This is a genomic window from Sphingobacterium sp. N143 (assembly GCF_030325625.1).
Classification (GTDB): domain Bacteria; phylum Bacteroidota; class Bacteroidia; order Sphingobacteriales; family Sphingobacteriaceae; genus Sphingobacterium.
The window spans coordinates 313923-329873 of the sequence record NZ_JACAIS010000004.1 but is presented as its reverse complement, the minus strand read 5'-3'; the positions used below and the strand labels follow the sequence as shown (position 1 = coordinate 329873).

The following is a 15951-nucleotide window of genomic DNA, read 5'->3' as shown; positions in this document are numbered from 1 at the left end:
TTATTTATTTTAATTGTTGTTGAAATTAATTTTTCTATCCGCTGGCCTGAAATACCAAGACAAAACAGTTACGGATAATAATATTAACGAAGGTAAGGCTTCCGTGAATGGCTGACCAACAGCTAAATGGGAAATGAAAGCACCGGACATGGCAAAGAAAAATCCTGCGTAAGCCCACTCTTTCAATAACAAAAATCTGGGGATAAGAATAGTTACCACTCCTAATAGTTTCCATACACCAAGAATACTTAAAACATACAATGGATAACCCAATGAACTTACAATTTCATTATATCCGCCAATTTGTAACATTTGCTGTACGCCACCTGCCGTCATTCCGATGGAGAGAAATACCGTTGTGATCCAATAAATGATTTTGTTTCGCTTTTCCATAAATTGCTATTTTAATTTGTTTATAATTTCCTGTAGCCTGTCATGTGCCATATTTAGCCCACTCGCAAAAGGTAGTTTGAGTTGTTCAGCTCGATGTCCCTCCGACTGATAAATGATTTGAATCTTCAATTTGCTGGTATCTTCATTAAGTTTTTCAAAGGTCAGAAATTCAAGCTGGACACCGATAGGCGCATTTTCCATTTCAAATGTCCGGATGATTTTCTGGTTGGGAACCACCGTGTGGATTGTTCCGTTGGCTTTAAAGGCTACCTTGCCCTGGTATGACGTTTCAAACTGATAGCTACCATGATTTTTACTTTCAAGTTTTATCACTTTTGTTCCCATCCATTGTTCAATAAGTTCGGCTTCTGAATAGGCCTTAAATAGCAACTCTACCGGCAAATCGAATGTTCTGGTTATTACTAATTCCTGTTTGCCAGCTTCGGCATTGATTTTTGTTTTCTGTTCCATCTAATTACTTCTTTTTATATTTTTTCATGACGGCCTCCAGTTTATTAAACTTAGCTTCCCACATTTGTCGGAAAGGTTCGATGAAGTCTGCTATTTCTTTCATTTTTTGTGGATTGAAGTGATAATAAATTTCTCTGCCTTGCTGTTCCTGTTTTAGAAGTTCGCATTCCGTCAGGATTTGTATGTGTTTTGAAACTGTAGGTCTTGCCGTATCAAAATTGGAAGCAATTGCCCCTGCCGTCAATGGCTGAGCTGCCAACAACAGGAGTATCCCTCTTCGCGTTGGGTCAGCAATAGCCTGAAATACATCTCGTCTTAATTTCATTGTGTCGTCATTTGACTTCAAATATAAGCGTAGTTATTTAACTACACAAATTTTTTCTCATTTTTTTTGCCAGGGTGGTGAAAGTTAGAAGATTGTCGGGTGTTCTAACGGGTATAGAATATAATTAATTTGAACTATTCCGATTGCACCAGATGCTGTAAGTTCGGGTCGTTTTTGATGCGCTCCATTTCATTCTCAATAATATGCAGGATGTCTGCTTTTATCTGACGGTAATTGCTTTCTATCTGCTGTTTCATCTGATCCTCGCCCTGCTCATCTTTAAAAGACAGGATTTGCGGTATCTTCTGATAGGCTTTGGTTTCAGCGGCAACCGAAGTGAGCTTCTATGGGCGGAATTGGAGATTGCTTCCTGATTACAGGTTAATAGATAAACAATTCGGGCAACCACTGACTACAAACTGGATAGTTCGCTTCACAATCCATGCAGTAAAACGATATATAATCTATAGACAGAAAAACGCAAGCAGTAACGGACGATTGTTGCCACTTATTTAGTCGACGTGTTTTCATAGCACTCAGTTTTAACAATACTCATTGTGCCAAAAAACGAAATGAAAAAAAATAATGAAAGTTCGAACCATTTATTTTTTTTCCTCTCCAGTTTTTAAGTGTTTATTACTTTTTCGCTATTAAATTGTTGATTTAAAAATACTTATATTTTATTTTCATTTAATAGCTTTTTTCAAATCTTCTAAAAAGTGATTTGAAAATTGTACTGGGAAGCCGACAAAAAAGCTCGACGACAGTCGGGCTTTTTTTGTTTCTAAACAGGATGAGTACCTACGACCTTTAAAGAAGTATTGGGGTCGACCCGAAGAGGGCTCAGGGGTGTGTTTGGGCATTGTGGGGCTGAGCCAATCCTGCCACCCAGACTTAATGAGAAAGCTGTTAACAGCTTTCTCATTTTTTTTATATCAATAAAAGTTTGTGAACCAGACTGTTAATATCCGGTCATTTATAGTTCGATTTTTGCACCCAAAATTTTTAGATTTTCGCGTTACGTTGTCTAAAAAACTGCCTCAGTTCTCGGTTTGGTTTATTTCTTCAGAAGTTCGAATTCCTCTTAAGGTTCCAGTATTTTCATCTTCTTTGATTTCCTTGTGATTCTTTGATATTAGATAAAGAAAGTCTAATATGATAGCTGCTTCCTCATCGTCCACATGGATACCTTGCTGTGTCAATGTCTCAATTGTTTGTTGGACGGAGACTTTTTTATCGATAAAGTTCATAATTTATTTGTTTAGTATTTGTGTTTTGTTGTCAAAATTTTTGATAATACGTTGTTTATTCCCAAAGTCATATCACCCGTTTGAAAATCAACTTTAAACGGTGGGATCAGATTGACAAGATGTCTTTTATGCGCAGTATTCAAGCCTGAAAATCCTTGAAAAATATCTATTTGTGATTTGTATTCCGTCTGACTTTGCCGGTCAATATTTCCTAGCTTTATATTAATATCCTGTAATTCCCTTTTCAAACATTTAGAATTAGCCTGATACTCTTTTTTAACTTACAATAATCATCAAGCTTCAGTACCCCCGATGACAAACAGCTTTCTGGCTTGGGAAAGAAGTGATTCTTGTTCTTTTAATTTTCTTATCACAAGATTTCGGTTACTTAGATAAACTGTTCTGTTGGTACTAGTATTCCAATCTTTTAAAATAAGATTAAAAAGATCTGCCACCTTATCCGAGAGTACCAATTGCTGGATTTCGCGTTGGTAACAATCATTGAGAAAAAGGGTATTGATTCTTGTTTTACATTTTCCTTGGCAATGGTAATATGGGTATTTCTTTCGTTTACAATAAGGACATTCCAATACTCCTCGAAGAAAGAACGTCGCTTTTAAAAGATCCTCTTTGATTTTGTCGCCAAATTTGTCCGCTTCGCCACTGATATTCACATGTGTGACGACCTGTTGCGAAATCTGTGTGTAATTTTGAAGTAGAAGGAAGCCGCTAAATAGTAAGATCAGAATAGATAATGAAAATAAGTATTTTATTTTTTTTTGACATAGCTGGAGAAAATTAAATTTGAACGGAACATTTGCTGGCTGTAGAAATAAAATAAGCGCCATTGATATTGCAAAAAAGAACGAAAAAATTCCATGCATAAGGATAATTAGTAAATGAAATAAAATCGCAAAAGGCAATAGATTCTTCCGATAGCGTATTGAGCCTGTAAGTGCCAAGAATACAACAATTTCAAATATTAATACACTGTATGTTAAAACGCTTACCACAAGCGGCATGGATAGTAATGAATTGATTGGTACGGAAAAAGCTAAGGGCATGCCAAACACTGTGTTATTCCACCAGTAATATATTGCCGTGCCATTTGTCCACTCGGGAACCGCATATTTTCCAACGGAAGCATGAAAATAAATAAGGGTTACTTGCAACCGGATTACAGTTATGGTAATTATAGGAATAATATTTCTAACCCCCGCGCTTGGCGCCTCGAATTCCCAGTGATTTTTACGCTTATCAAAAAGTAAAACTGGAATAAGCATTAAGGTTAAAATTGCAGCAATCTGATCTCCGCCATCTATGATAGATGAAAAGTAATACGGCGGTAACGAGAAAAGAAACAGCCTTTAAGTATTTTCTAAATAATTTCATAAAATATAGTTTAATAAATGACCGCTAGCTTAATATAATAAGATAAATTATAAAAAGCAACCTTTTGAAAATATTATTGTCTCACCAAAATAACGCTAATAACGCCATGATAAAGCCAGAATTAAGCCCCTCGCTCATTTACGGCCTGCGAAACGCCTCCGCACTAGGCCAAAGCTGTTCTCGCTCTTGGCTGTTTACGGTATTGATTTATCGAGAAAATCCTATGTTAAATTACCAATGATTATGAAGTTTAAATGAAATGAAAAACCTACAACTCTACCACAACGATCTCTGGGAAAGTTTTTCCTTCATATTCAAAAACATGAAAAGGATGGTTTACAATTCTGATGTCTGTTATCGAATTGTAATACGGAGAAGAGCACGGGTCATCGGTTTTGTTTTCTTTTTTGACTCAGGTATATGCTATTACAGCAGACCCAACATCACCTATTTGTATTTTGTACGAATGCTCACGCTCTGTGTCGGGAATCCCAACAAGTTTTACGATGCCATTATAAGAGGGGTGATTGGATGCTCAGAATTATAGATAAGCCCCCACTTTTGTAGATTTCTCCCACCACGGTATTAGTTATCTTAATGTCAGACCCATCTAAATCGTGAATTTTAAATAGACTTTCCCCGTTTCCTTATCGATGAATATTACGTTAATTTGTTTTAGCATTCCCTCACTATTTGTTTTAGCATTTCCTCACTCAGTATCTTTATACCAATCACCGAGCAAACTATATGTGAGCAAAAAGGTGATCGGCTCTTCAAAAGTATTTTCAACCAATTGATTTATAGATTCGATGAGGTGGGATGGTAGCTCCTATTTGAGTTTGGTATAATACTTGCGAATGCACTCCAAAAAACAAATTATGAGTATATTTAAAATGACTTTTAAGAACTGGATGTTCTTGCTAGTAGGAGTAATTACAATTGGTATAGTTTCATGTAGTAAGGAAACGATAGACAATGTTGGCCGGGATACGGCATTGAATGTGATTCGCACGGGGAATTGGGAACGATGGACAAAAACTGTTTCAGGAAATCCTGTTGGGGAGCTTAATGTGACACAGGAGATGATGGTACAAGGAGAAACACTAAATTTTGATAAAGACGGTGCTTGGCACAAGAAATTAGATAAATCTGCTGTAGCTTATGACTATAGCATGCCCGATTCAAAAACAATGATATTTGATGGCGTTGAATACCAAATTCAGGAAAACATTGTTTCCACTGTATCCAAACTGACATTGGTCAATCAAGAGGGAGCTGTTAAGACCACAATGGTGTTCAAAAGAAATTGGTAATCTGGACTCCGTATCCACTTATTGTTCCGTCAATTAAGTAACAACAATAATAAAAATTAGGGGATAATCTGGCTGACCGTGAATTCATGAGCGGTCAGCTTTTTTTAAGCTTACTTCTTTCTTATAAATTGGAGCCTCTTGTCAGGTTATTAATAGTTCTCGAAAGTAATTCCTCGAAAATAATTCTGATCTTTTATGGATTCTCCCTTGGTCAGTGGAAGCCATGGGTTCGACCGAGAGACACGCTTTTCTGTCTTTTTAAAAATTATTTATCAATCTATCAGTATATTAACTTTTTTGTTGGAAATAATTTTGAAAACAAAATATTTTTGCTGTACTTTTGTGCCACACAAAACAAAGGTGATACCTTTTCGGGGTGTAGCGTAGCCCGGTATCGCGCCACATTTGGGATGTGGAGGTCGTAGGTTCGAATCCTGCCACCCCGACAAAAGCCACTGATAATCAGTGGCTTTTTCTTTTTTCGGACACATTTCGGACAAATTATATCTGAATATTGATTATTCAATAACCTAAGCAAAGTTAAGTTAAGCTAGAAGAATAACCCTTCTTAAAGAATGATTGGAACATAATGCTTGTTTCTATAGAGCGTGAAAAGTTCATCTTATTCTTATAAAAAATCAAGAGGGCTAGGAGTCTTTTGCTTGTCTATGTCAGTGATATGAGTGTAGATCATAGTCGTTTTTATATTTTCATGACCCAATAACTCTTTTACAATTCGGATATCGATACCTGATTGGATTAAATGTGTGGCATAAGAATGTCGCAATGTATGTACAGAGCCTTCCGACTGAACATTTGCTTTGATCAATGCTTTTTTCAGAATCAACTGTACACTTCGTTCGCTATACTTGCCACCCCTCTCACCTTCGAAGAGGTACTCCTTTGGCTTGAATGCTTGATAATAATGTCTCAAAGTCGCCAGCAATTTGTCTGGTAATGATACAATCCGATCTTTATTACCTTTGCTTTGATGGATTCTGATAATTCCATCGGAAGATTTTATGTCTTTGATTTTGAGATTCAACAGTTCGCTAAGACGTAGTCCACAACTATAGATTGTCATCAGAATAGCCTTGTGTTTTAGATTTTGAGTGTTATCGAGAATATTTCTTACTTCTTCTTTTGAAAAGAATTTAGGTAATTTAGAAAATGATCGTTTCGGGTATAAGTAATCCAGTTGGATTTTTTTGTCCAATATCAGTTCGTACATCTTCTTGATTGCGCCCACTAATCCTTTTTGATAGGAAACACTAATTTTCCCATTTTGAACTTTTTCGTTTATAAACGCCTCAATATCTGACAGTGGAATTTCTTCAAGGGAGGGATATTTGCTAACATGTTTAAGAAATATACTAGCGTAATCCTTGTACGATCTAATGGTATTGCCAGCATATCTCTGCATCAGCAATCTCTTTTCGAAGGTTTCAAGTATGATTTCGCTATTCATATCAGGGAAATAGTATTTTATAATATTTTGTTTCGCTATTTGTGCGGTTTTATTTTTTAAATACAAATATATCAATATCTTATGTAGAAAGAAAAGTCAAATAACGAAACACGTATAGGGTTGGTTAAGCGAAATTTTCCGTATATTCGTTTCGTTAAAACAGATGTTGAGCGGAAATCCCTTCGGGCTTCCCGCTCAACGTAGCCGGCGCTTGACGGAGTCCAGCCCTACGGGACTGTCCTCTAACACGCGCTTGGCGCAATTGCGCCAGCACGTGCGCCAAGCGCCGGCTACGTTATGGGCCATTTTTGAATGACAATGCGAATAGATACAGACAAACAAATGAATTTACTTAGTGATAAGAACGTTGCAATAATTGGTGGTGGACCCGTTGGACTGACTATGGCAAAATTATTACAGCAAAACGGCATAGACGTTTCAGTTTACGAAAGAGACAACGACCGAGAGGCAAGAATTTTTGGTGGAACCCTTGACCTACACAAAGGTTCAGGTCAGGAAGCAATGAAAAAAGCGGGATTGTTACAAACTTATTATGACTTAGCCTTACCAATGGGTGTAAATATTGCTGATGAAAAAGGCAATATTTTATCCACAAAAAATGTAAAGCCCGAAAATCGATTTGACAATCCTGAAATAAACAGAAATGACTTAAGGGCTATCTTGTTGAATAGTTTAGAAAACGACACGGTTATTTGGGATAGAAAACTTGTTATGCTTGAACCTGGTAAGAAGAAGTGGACACTAACTTTTGAGAATAAACCGAGTGAAACAGCAGATTTGGTTATTCTTGCCAATGGCGGGATGTCCAAGGTAAGAAAATTTGTTACCGACACGGAAGTTGAAGAAACAGGTACTTTCAATATACAAGCCGATATTCATCAACCAGAGATAAACTGTCCTGGATTTTTTCAGCTATGCAATGGAAACCGGCTAATGGCATCTCACCAAGGTAATTTATTATTTGCTAACCCCAATAATAATGGTGCATTGCATTTTGGAATAAGTTTTAAAACACCTGATGAATGGAAAAACCAAACGCAGGTAGATTTTCAAAACAGAAATAGTGTCGTTGATTTTCTTCTGAAAGAATTTTCCGATTGGGACGAACGCTACAAAGAATTGATTCATACGACGTTGTCATTTGTAGGATTGGCTACACGGATATTTCCTTTAGAAAAGCCTTGGAAAAGCAAGCGCCCATTACCCATAACAATGATTGGGGATGCCGCACATTTGATGCCGCCTTTTGCAGGGCAGGGAGTAAATAGTGGGTTGGTGGATGCCTTGATATTGTCTGATAATCTAGCCGATGGAAAATTTAATAGCATTGAAGAGGCTGTTAAAAATTATGAACAGCAAATGTTTATCTATGGCAAAGAAGCACAAGAAGAATCAACTCAAAACGAAATTGAAATGTTTAAACCCGACTTTACGTTTCAGCAATTGTTAAATGTATAAAATGGAATAAAACGGCACATAACAAACAAATTGGCAATAGAGCCGGTGAAGTACTTCTATTGAACTTTTGTGCAATGTTGAAGATTAGTAATTCTATTCAACATTTGTGCTAAAAGTCGGCTCCATCGCCAATTTGCCAGCCGTTATGTGTAATTTTAGCCGCAAACGCAGTTAAAACAAAAAGGCTCCGAATTTCGGAACCTTCTTTTTATCATTTCATTTTTCTAAAAAACTTGTACAACAAATCGATTTTATTTGAACAAAGAATTGGCATTGCTTCAAAAAGGGTTTCTTCATCCCATTCCCACCATTTCATTTCCTGCAATTTTTGGATGTCATCATCACTAAATCTCTTTTTTATCAATTTGGCTGGATTTCCCCCTACAATTGAATAAGGTTCAACATCTTTTGTAACCAAAGCACGACTGCCAATAACAGCTCCATCTCCTATCTGAACTCCTGGCATTATCATAGCTTCACTACCAATCCAAACATCATTCCCAACAACTGTATCTCCTGCTTTTTGAAATCCATCTTGGCTTTTACTGAAAACATCAAATTCAGACATATAAAAAAATGGAAAACTGGAAATCCAATCATATTTATGACCTTGATTACCTGCCATTATGAAACTTGCACCGCTCCCTATTGAACAATAAGAACCGATAATTAGTTTATCGACATCATTCCTGTCCGGAAACAGATAACGAGCACAATCGTCAAATGAATGACCGTGATAATAACCAGAATAATAAGAATATTTACCCGAAATTATATTGGGATTAGTTATGTGGTCTTTGATTATTTTTCCTTTAAAAGGACTTTCGAAGTAATTTTTCATTATTTAACATATTTAATTTACAATAAGAGACAATAAGGAAACGAAGAATAATACTAAACTATTCTCTTCCTATACGTTGCGTAAAGTAAATTTGCTAATCTGATAATTTCATCTGACAAAGATACTAAAAAACTACACATAACATCGCATTGGCAAAATGGCGGGTTAAGTTCAAAATTCAACTTTTGTGCTTTTTATTCCGCCGAATGTGTCCCACATTCAGCTTTTTTTTAATAATTTAGCTTCTGTGGAAACACATCGGCTACGTCACTGCTAAATTGAACTTTCGGTTCAATTTATCCGCCACTTCGCCAATGCGTTTCCCGTTGAGCGGAAATCCCTTCGGGCTTCCCGCTCAACGTAGCCGGCGCTTGACGGAGTCCAGCCCTACGGGACTGTCCTCTAACACGCGCTTGGCGCAATTGCGCCAGCACGTGCGCCAAGCGCCGGCTACGTTGTACGACATAGTAAAACCGAACCAAACAAAATGAAAGTCAGAGAAGAAAAGTTAAGAACAATTATAGAATGGTCGGAGAAAAACGAAGATGTAAGAGTTCTTCTTCTGACAAGTTCACTTGTAAATCCTTTAGCACTTGTTGACGAATTTAGTGATTTAGACATTGAATTTGTTTTTGAGGATAATACAAATTACATTTCAGACAAAAGCTGGACGCTTAAATTCGGAAATCCAATTGCTATGATTGAAGAAGACGAAAGTTGTTTTAACCATAAACACGCAATGAAAATGCTACTTTATGAAGACGGTGTGAAAGTAGATTTTAAACTTTACAGCAAATCAAAATTTATAAAGGAAACGCAAGAGAAAGAATTACCAGAAGATTGGGATATTGGTTATAAAATTTTAATTGATAAAGATGGTATTACAAAGCAAATGCTGAAACCAACTTATCAAATTTCCATTATCAAAAAACCGTCTGAAAAAGAGTTTCAAAATCTAATAAACGATTTTTGGTGGGACACAACTTACGTGGCAAAGTGTCTTGTGAGAGATGAAATATTCTATGCGAAATTTATGTCGGAAACCGTTATTCGCACAGAATATTTAATTCCTTTAATTGAATGGCACATTGCAAGTGAACACAATTGGAACATAACGACCAATAAATATGGACGGCTTTTCAAAAAGTATCTTAACCAGGAAATGTGGGCTAAAACAGAACAAACATTTTCAGGGAGCGATATAAAGGAAAATTGGACTGCTCTATTTTCAATGACTGATTTAGTTTCAGAAATAGGAACTGAATTGTCAAAAAAATTAGAGTACAAATACCCGGATAAATTAGAAAATGACATACGAAAATATTTAGCTGGACTAAAACCCAAAACATAACTACGTTGTACAACATCGTATTGGCAATAGGCGGGCTGAACGGCTTCGTATCAACGGAAGTGCAAAATTCAACTTCTGTTCTTCGATTAAAGTTCAGTGCTAAAAATCCCGCCCATCGCCAATACGCGGCACGTTATTCAGGACTGTTTAAGTTTTTGATCTCCTGACGTTTTTGGTCTATACTGTTTAATAGTTTATTTTCTTCCTCTCTTTTAATCACCAAATTATGGAATTTCTTAGGGTTAAGAGAATGAGTAGAATCGATATGCGATGTTACATGCGGTAGCTCCAATTCTATCATTCGGTAACGCATTTCATACGATTTTCTATCGTCTAATTGTTTGTTCTTCTCGTATAGAACACCGAGACCTAGCGAAATAATGGTAGATAATGCTATCATAACAATGATCAGAGGTGTTGATTTGAGATCAATGCCGTAATGATGTTTTACAATGACCTGATCAGGAATTTCAGCTATCTTTGAAACAATGTCTTTTTCTTTGATTGTTAATACAGCTAATTCCTGTCTAGTTATTGTGGAGATTTCATTAGCTACATCCTGAAGTGTCCCATAATCGTTAATGATCTTAGATAGTACATCGTTTTCTCTTTTAATAAATTGCTTGATCTGTTGTAGTAGTTCCTGATCCTTTGCTCGCATTTCATGAAATTCCTGCATTTTCTTTTCATTTTCAGAAAGTAGGGAGACAATTGTAGGCATTATTCGTACAATATCCTGCGTGATCAAGTCTGTGTTTTCCTGCAATGCGCTTACCTGTTGCTGTATATTTTCTAATTCTGTGTTCATGGTATTAACGTTTTAGTCCGTAATTCTCTTTCTTTTTTCTTTTCTTGATCAACGGATCATCTTGCTCTGGTGTAATTTCGGGGTTCGAAAATAAAGCTGATGTTATGTGACCAAGTGTTTCTCCGATATTTCTGTCTATAGAATGATCCTTCGAAACATAGCTTCCAGTAATTTGATTTAGTTCAATAGAATTATCTATGCTATTTAAAGCCTTGTCGATCTGTCCGAAGCTCAATGAGCGGTCTATGGCAGAACCCCGAAATGTCTGTTCATCTTTGATGAACGAAATACCTTGAACCTCATCCGACCCCAATCTATATTTAAACTGCATTTCCACACCTCTGTAACGGATATAATTTTGTAGTTCCTTCCAGTTTTTACTGTGTCGTATGCCTGCCTTGACGGTGTCGTAAATTTGGTATTTCGTTAGATCATTACCTTTCAGTCTACCTCTGTTGACATTTCGTTTTCCTTCGGACTGCTTAAAGCCATATAATGCATTTAATTCTTTACAAGCTTTAAAGCTCTTATACCGCTGATTGCTATTGGAGATAGTTTTGCCATGATCGTTTACCCGATTAAAAATAATATGGATATGATCATGTTGGCGGTCGTGGTGGCGCACCATTAAGCATTGGGTATCCCTAATATCTAATTTTGATAAATAACGCTTAGCTGCGGATAGCATGATGTCATTATTCAGCTTGTTTTTATCTTCTGTATTCCACGAAAGAATAATGTGTCCGACTGCCTTGCCCAATCTTGGATTCAGCATCCGCTGAAAATTAAAGTCCTGTGTGATGGTCTTTGCCGAATCCGTCCGTAATCCATTTACATGGATAATCTCACTATCTTTTTTCAGGGCGTATCCAACGCATCCGCCGAAAGATCGGCCCTCAATTATCTTCGCTATCATGGTGCAGTAGTTTATTGATACAATGGTTAATGTGATGGATCGTATTTTTGCATTCCTGTGTCACCTCAATCAGTCCAGACTGGTGTGCTTTTTTAGTTAGCTGATTTAGATTGTTCGAAGCCCCAGTAATCGCCCTAAAAGCTTTCAATTGTTCTTCGGTAAACCTAGGTGTAATTTTTCGTAGGATCGCAGATTTGCGTACCCATTCCGATTTGCTCATACCTGCAATTTTTGCATTATGCAAAACTCTGTTATGTTCGCTTTCATCGAAACGGACATTGATCCTGAACTGTTTTTTATTTTCGAGTGCGGGTCTTCCGCCTTTTTTCTTGTTATTTTTCATCTTGTTTCTTTTTAGCTGTGACCATCGGGAGCCAATCGGTTTTGGGGTCACCAAAACACAACCTTGCTTCCTACCTATTCGATAGTTTTCTTCCCGATTGAATATTTTGGGTCTGTTCTTTGGATGATGTGAAAATCAGATAGTCATTGACATCCTTGATCCTGTTGTCTTGCCTCTGCAATTCTTCCATTCCATTTTTTACGGTGTGCGTTTTTTCAAAATGGCTTCGCAAACTGTTGTACGATTTTAAACCACTGCTATCTGTGTCCAGATAGCTTGTTATTCCGTTATGTCGCCCTAAGAATGGATATGCTTTTTGCAGATTGGCGGTCGTATTCAGGATACAGAAGTTCGTATTTAGATACGGCTTACCTGCATTCTTTTTTAACGTCATAAAGGATAGCAGATCCGTGAAGCCCTCAAACAAAACAACATCTTTGTTGCCGTTATCGATCGTGGTGATCCCCTTTGTCAATAGGGAGCGTTTATCATAGCTGTTGCGCAGTTCGTATCCACCTGCATCATTCTTAAAACTTGCGGCAAAGTACGTCTGTCCTTTTGCCGTCCGGTAATAGATTTCCTGACAGTATACTCTGGCAATTTCAATATCTATTTTGCGTACGTCGGTCAGATAGTCTGTCAGAGCTTTGTTTCCGAGAGGCTCAACGGAAAGGATGGTGTAAGCGCGTTCATTTTCTTGTTGCATGACCTGTACTTTATCCAATACGGTCTGCTGGTGAAAAGAAAAGATATTTTTTCTTTCATCAGCCCAATCTAAAACAGTTGATAGGTTTTCCGTATCCAAAAACTTCATCAGGAAGTCAATGTTATTTCCTCCGAATCCTTCCGAATGCGAGTACCAGATATTCCTATGGATATCCAACTTTGTCGAAGCCGTTCTTTCGTCTCCTCCATTGAATGGGTTTTTAAACCATGCTTCACGGCTGTTCATCCTTGCGCATGGTATCTGTAGATAATTTAATATGGATATGAGCGGTATGCGCTTTAATTCATCACATGTCATAATCTTAATTTTAAAGTAGGTTTAGTTTAGTCTATTACTATATAGGGGCGGACTAAACTAAACCTGTTTTTTAATAATAGAATTCAGGGTTGAACCGGTAGGTCTTATCGTTTTTGATGACCATCCGTTTGTTTTCCAGAAATGTCTTCAGCTGTTTGGCTTTATTGATGCCGAAATTGAAGCCCTTTGCCAGATACGCATTCCGTAATCTGCCAACATATTCATCATATGTGCAGGTTATTTCACTGCCGTTGAACATTTCCTGTAACACTTCCCGATGGTTCTCTTTGGAAAGCTCCTGATAGTCGAATCCCTTTCTCGATACTGTACCTGACAGGTCAAAGTTCTCATCCAGTACGGGCAAACCATCATCGATAAAAAAGGTAAATGGCTCAAACTCGATATCCCTGATGAACTTTGGCGCCACGGTGCTGTAGTTTGTATCCAGATCGCTTTTGGTGACCTGTAATATGGATTCAGCCTTATTGTTCAATTCTGTCCCCAAATGCCCTCTGGTGTTGTCATCACCCTTGTTTAGGTGCAGTACGGTATGGATGTGTATATTCAGCTCCTGTGACCATTTCATCAGCTTGCCGGTAATTTCGGTCGCTTCCGTAGCATTATTGATGTCGTAAACAAGATCCCTGATCCCGTCTATGATGACCAGACATATTTTGCCCGCATATTTGGACAGGGCATATTCGATGATACTTATGCGCTCTTTAGTGGGGTATTCCCTCAGGGATATAAATTTTAGGTTTTCATGGACTTCCGTTGTCGGGTAATTTATGAGTTTGTAAACCCTTGAAATCAACCTGTGGCAATGGAATCTGCTCTGCTCCGTATCGCAGTACAGTACCAATGGACGGTTTATGGGAACTTTGACCTTATACTGTAATATCTGTTTTCCGCTCAATGCAGCAGCGACCAATGAAATCACATTGAATGTTTTCCTACTCTTGGCCTTTCCGGTGGATGCGCTGAAATTTCCTAATGTACCGATAACGGAATCGGAATTGCTGATTGTTATCATGATCGGAGGTTCTAAAAATTTATCTGTTATTTTTACTATAGCCCTATCCAATGCAGTGGCTATGTCCTGGTTAAACGAGATCATTATTTACCTCCTTTGTTATGGTTGAAGTTCGTCATGGATGCCATAACATCTTCTTTGTTGAAGTAAATGCGCTTTCCCATACGTTTATAGGGAATACGCCCCTGTTTCATCCATTCGGTCAGGCTGACAAGGGAAATATCAAGCTCGTTTGCCATTTCCTTTTTGGTCATTAGTTTTGTCGGTTGCTTTTTTTGCGGAGGATCGTCCATATTACCAACCTTTGAAATAAAAACCTGTAGTTCTTCCCTAACTGCATCCTTGACACAATCTCTAAGGGCATTTCGATCCAGTGTAATCATACTTTGCTCATGTTTATCAATTTAAGAATGTCGAAGTCATGGCCACTTTCTTCGTTTAATTAACTTGACACAAAATTGGGCAAGCAAGACCACAAAAAATGCCGTTCAGAATTTTGAACGGCATCTCTGCAAGGGGGTGGTATGATTTATCTTCTGGCTATTCAATTGGAATAATTTTGAATTTGCGATCTGAATTGTCAATGTCGGTGGGTTTACCGTCACAAAAATAGTTCTCTACTGTTCCGAATGGAATTGGCTTATCATGTTCCAAAAAATGATTGGAAATGATTTTTGCCCATGTTATATGGGCGTTAGTCCCTAGGAATGTTTCTGCTTTTCCGTTGATTATTATCTTTGCTTTCATAAATTCATCAAACAACGCGATCAGATTAAGTTTGTCGCCGTTCAGTATATTGATTTTATGATGATCCAAGGAATTCAATCGGGATTTCTCTTTTTTGAGCTTTTTAACCTGTTCTTTAAATTCATCCAATTCTTTTAATGTCGTATTATACTGTGCTAGCAAACGATCGAGATTTTGTTTCTGGATGAATTGCTTTTTTAATTCTTCCTGTTCCTCTTTGTTCGAATCTAGATAGTTCTCCAGAATAGTTTTTATGGTATTTATATTGGATTCTGTACTTGCATTGGATGAATTGGCAAGTTTCGTAAATGCCGAATCGATCAATTCCTGTGTCCGCTGGAATTCTATTTGAGTTTTGCTCTTTACTTCTTGCAATAGTTGCTCGCTGACTATCTCATATTTTTTTGACAGACTTACCGTGAAATTCCATCGGTCATATTTGGGAAGGATATTCTCGATGAAATACTGGAATTTCTGTATTCTAAGGTCGTTTCTTCTTTTCTGTGTCGCCGACAGCTTTTCCTGTGATTTGCTTCTTTCCTTTTTTAGCTCGGAATTAACAGTCTGCCATAATTCTTTAAAAAACTCTCTGCCGTCAGTATCGTTGAATTCAGCTTTGTAATAGTTGAAGTGGCGCAAAAAGAGATCTTCAAGTTGACTCTCTGGAAGTCGCTGAACTTTTATAAGAAAGTGTACATCCGCATGCGTATCGTTCTTGGAAAAAGGGACGCCCACGTCCAATGGATGCGGATCAAAGTCAAACGGTTTTCTTCTTCTGAAATATTTACTGTTCATAA

19 protein-coding genes, 1 tRNA gene and 1 pseudogene are annotated in these 15951 nt (G+C 37.4%); 4 read left to right on the top strand and 17 right to left on the bottom strand.

The annotated features are described in order from the left end of the window. Positions 1 to 9: 9 nt before the first annotated feature. The 7 genes and pseudogenes from HX021_RS10440 to HX021_RS21775 form a co-directional block, all read right to left on the bottom strand. Complete coding sequence (locus HX021_RS10440; RefSeq protein WP_286590189.1) at positions 10 to 393, bottom strand: DoxX family protein; 384 nt, start codon at positions 391 to 393, stop codon at positions 10 to 12. Positions 394 to 399: 6 nt separating this feature from the next. Continuing rightward, entirely contained in the window at positions 400 to 864 is a 465-nt protein-coding gene (locus HX021_RS10435; RefSeq protein WP_286590187.1) for an SRPBCC domain-containing protein, read from the bottom strand. A 4-nt stretch (positions 865 to 868) separates the two neighbouring features. Beyond that, a complete protein-coding gene (locus HX021_RS10430; RefSeq protein ID WP_286590185.1) occupies positions 869 to 1189 on the bottom strand; it encodes an ArsR/SmtB family transcription factor in 321 nt (106 codons plus the stop codon). A 134-nt stretch (positions 1190 to 1323) separates the two neighbouring features. Further along, positions 1324 to 1521: pseudogene (locus HX021_RS21780) on the bottom strand (hypothetical protein); the annotation flags it as partial. A 452-nt stretch (positions 1522 to 1973) separates the two neighbouring features. Next, positions 1974 to 2114 carry a hypothetical protein gene (locus HX021_RS10420; protein ID WP_286590183.1) on the bottom strand — a complete coding sequence of 47 codons (141 nt, stop codon included), beginning with the start codon at positions 2112 to 2114 and terminating at the stop codon, positions 1974 to 1976. Positions 2115 to 2229: 115 nt separating this feature from the next. Further along, positions 2230 to 2439 (bottom strand): hypothetical protein, encoded by a 210-nt coding sequence (locus HX021_RS10415; protein ID WP_286590182.1) that lies wholly within the window; start codon positions 2437 to 2439, stop codon positions 2230 to 2232. Positions 2440 to 2732: 293 nt separating this feature from the next. Continuing rightward, on the bottom strand, positions 2733 to 3722 hold the full coding sequence (locus tag HX021_RS21775) for an HTTM domain-containing protein (RefSeq protein WP_286590181.1): 990 nt from the start codon (positions 3720 to 3722) through the stop codon (positions 2733 to 2735). Positions 3723 to 4709: 987 nt separating this feature from the next. On the opposite strand from HX021_RS21775, the gene HX021_RS10405 reads away from it, so the two are divergent. Both HX021_RS10405 and HX021_RS10400 read left to right on the top strand, forming a co-directional pair. Next, the gene (locus tag HX021_RS10405; protein ID WP_286590180.1) at positions 4710 to 5144 is read left to right on the top strand and encodes a hypothetical protein; all 435 of its coding nucleotides are present in this window, start codon (positions 4710 to 4712) and stop codon (positions 5142 to 5144) included. Positions 5145 to 5516: 372 nt separating this feature from the next. Then, a tRNA-Pro gene (locus HX021_RS10400) sits at positions 5517 to 5590 on the top strand. Between the two features lie 182 nt (positions 5591 to 5772). Here the strand turns inward: HX021_RS10400 and HX021_RS10395 are convergent. Continuing rightward, positions 5773 to 6612 carry a phage lytic cycle repressor MrpR family protein gene (locus tag HX021_RS10395; protein WP_039990626.1) on the bottom strand — a complete coding sequence of 280 codons (840 nt, stop codon included), beginning with the start codon at positions 6610 to 6612 and terminating at the stop codon, positions 5773 to 5775. A gap of 312 nt (positions 6613 to 6924) precedes the next feature. Between HX021_RS10395 and HX021_RS10390 the strand changes: the two genes are divergently transcribed. Further along, a complete protein-coding gene (locus HX021_RS10390) occupies positions 6925 to 8091 on the top strand; it encodes a tetracycline-inactivating monooxygenase Tet(X2) (RefSeq protein ID WP_008651082.1) in 1167 nt (388 codons plus the stop codon). A gap of 211 nt (positions 8092 to 8302) precedes the next feature. Here HX021_RS10390 and catB read toward each other — a convergent pair whose 3' ends face one another. Together catB and HX021_RS10380 are read right to left on the bottom strand one after the other, a co-directional pair. Continuing rightward, the gene (gene catB / locus HX021_RS10385) at positions 8303 to 8932 is read right to left on the bottom strand and encodes a type B chloramphenicol O-acetyltransferase (protein ID WP_010256763.1); all 630 of its coding nucleotides are present in this window, start codon (positions 8930 to 8932) and stop codon (positions 8303 to 8305) included. Between the two features lie 296 nt (positions 8933 to 9228). After that, positions 9229 to 9414, bottom strand: coding sequence for a hypothetical protein (locus HX021_RS10380; RefSeq protein WP_227695902.1), 186 nt, complete (start codon positions 9412 to 9414; stop codon positions 9229 to 9231). A 5-nt stretch (positions 9415 to 9419) separates the two neighbouring features. On the opposite strand from HX021_RS10380, the gene HX021_RS10375 reads away from it, so the two are divergent. Continuing rightward, positions 9420 to 10283 carry an aminoglycoside 6-adenylyltransferase AadS gene (locus HX021_RS10375; RefSeq protein ID WP_003013318.1) on the top strand — a complete coding sequence of 288 codons (864 nt, stop codon included), beginning with the start codon at positions 9420 to 9422 and terminating at the stop codon, positions 10281 to 10283. Positions 10284 to 10416: 133 nt separating this feature from the next. Here the strand turns inward: HX021_RS10375 and HX021_RS10370 are convergent, their stop codons facing one another. From HX021_RS10370 to HX021_RS10340, 7 genes are all read right to left on the bottom strand, one after another. Next, positions 10417 to 11091, bottom strand: coding sequence for a hypothetical protein (locus tag HX021_RS10370; RefSeq protein ID WP_003013290.1), 675 nt, complete (start codon positions 11089 to 11091; stop codon positions 10417 to 10419). Between the two features lie 4 nt (positions 11092 to 11095). Next, the gene (locus HX021_RS10365; protein WP_003013289.1) at positions 11096 to 12007 is read right to left on the bottom strand and encodes a relaxase/mobilization nuclease domain-containing protein; all 912 of its coding nucleotides are present in this window, start codon (positions 12005 to 12007) and stop codon (positions 11096 to 11098) included. After that, positions 11988 to 12350, bottom strand: a complete 363-nt coding sequence (locus HX021_RS10360) for a plasmid mobilization protein (protein WP_003013287.1) — start codon at positions 12348 to 12350, stop codon at positions 11988 to 11990. The genes HX021_RS10365 and HX021_RS10360 overlap by 20 nt, the downstream gene beginning before the upstream one ends. Positions 12351 to 12420: 70 nt before the next feature. Next, positions 12421 to 13302, bottom strand: a complete 882-nt coding sequence (locus HX021_RS10355) for a DUF8464 domain-containing protein (RefSeq protein ID WP_003013284.1) — start codon at positions 13300 to 13302, stop codon at positions 12421 to 12423. Between the two features lie 142 nt (positions 13303 to 13444). Next, positions 13445 to 14407, bottom strand: a complete 963-nt coding sequence (locus tag HX021_RS10350) for an AAA family ATPase (protein ID WP_224200403.1) — start codon at positions 14405 to 14407, stop codon at positions 13445 to 13447. 83 nt (positions 14408 to 14490) lie between these two features. Then, positions 14491 to 14790 carry a helix-turn-helix domain-containing protein gene (locus HX021_RS10345; protein ID WP_003013280.1) on the bottom strand — a complete coding sequence of 100 codons (300 nt, stop codon included), beginning with the start codon at positions 14788 to 14790 and terminating at the stop codon, positions 14491 to 14493. A gap of 157 nt (positions 14791 to 14947) precedes the next feature. Next, on the bottom strand, positions 14948 to 15949 hold the full coding sequence (locus HX021_RS10340; RefSeq protein ID WP_003013276.1) for a coiled-coil domain-containing protein: 1002 nt from the start codon (positions 15947 to 15949) through the stop codon (positions 14948 to 14950). Between the last annotated feature and the right edge of the window lie 2 nt (positions 15950 to 15951).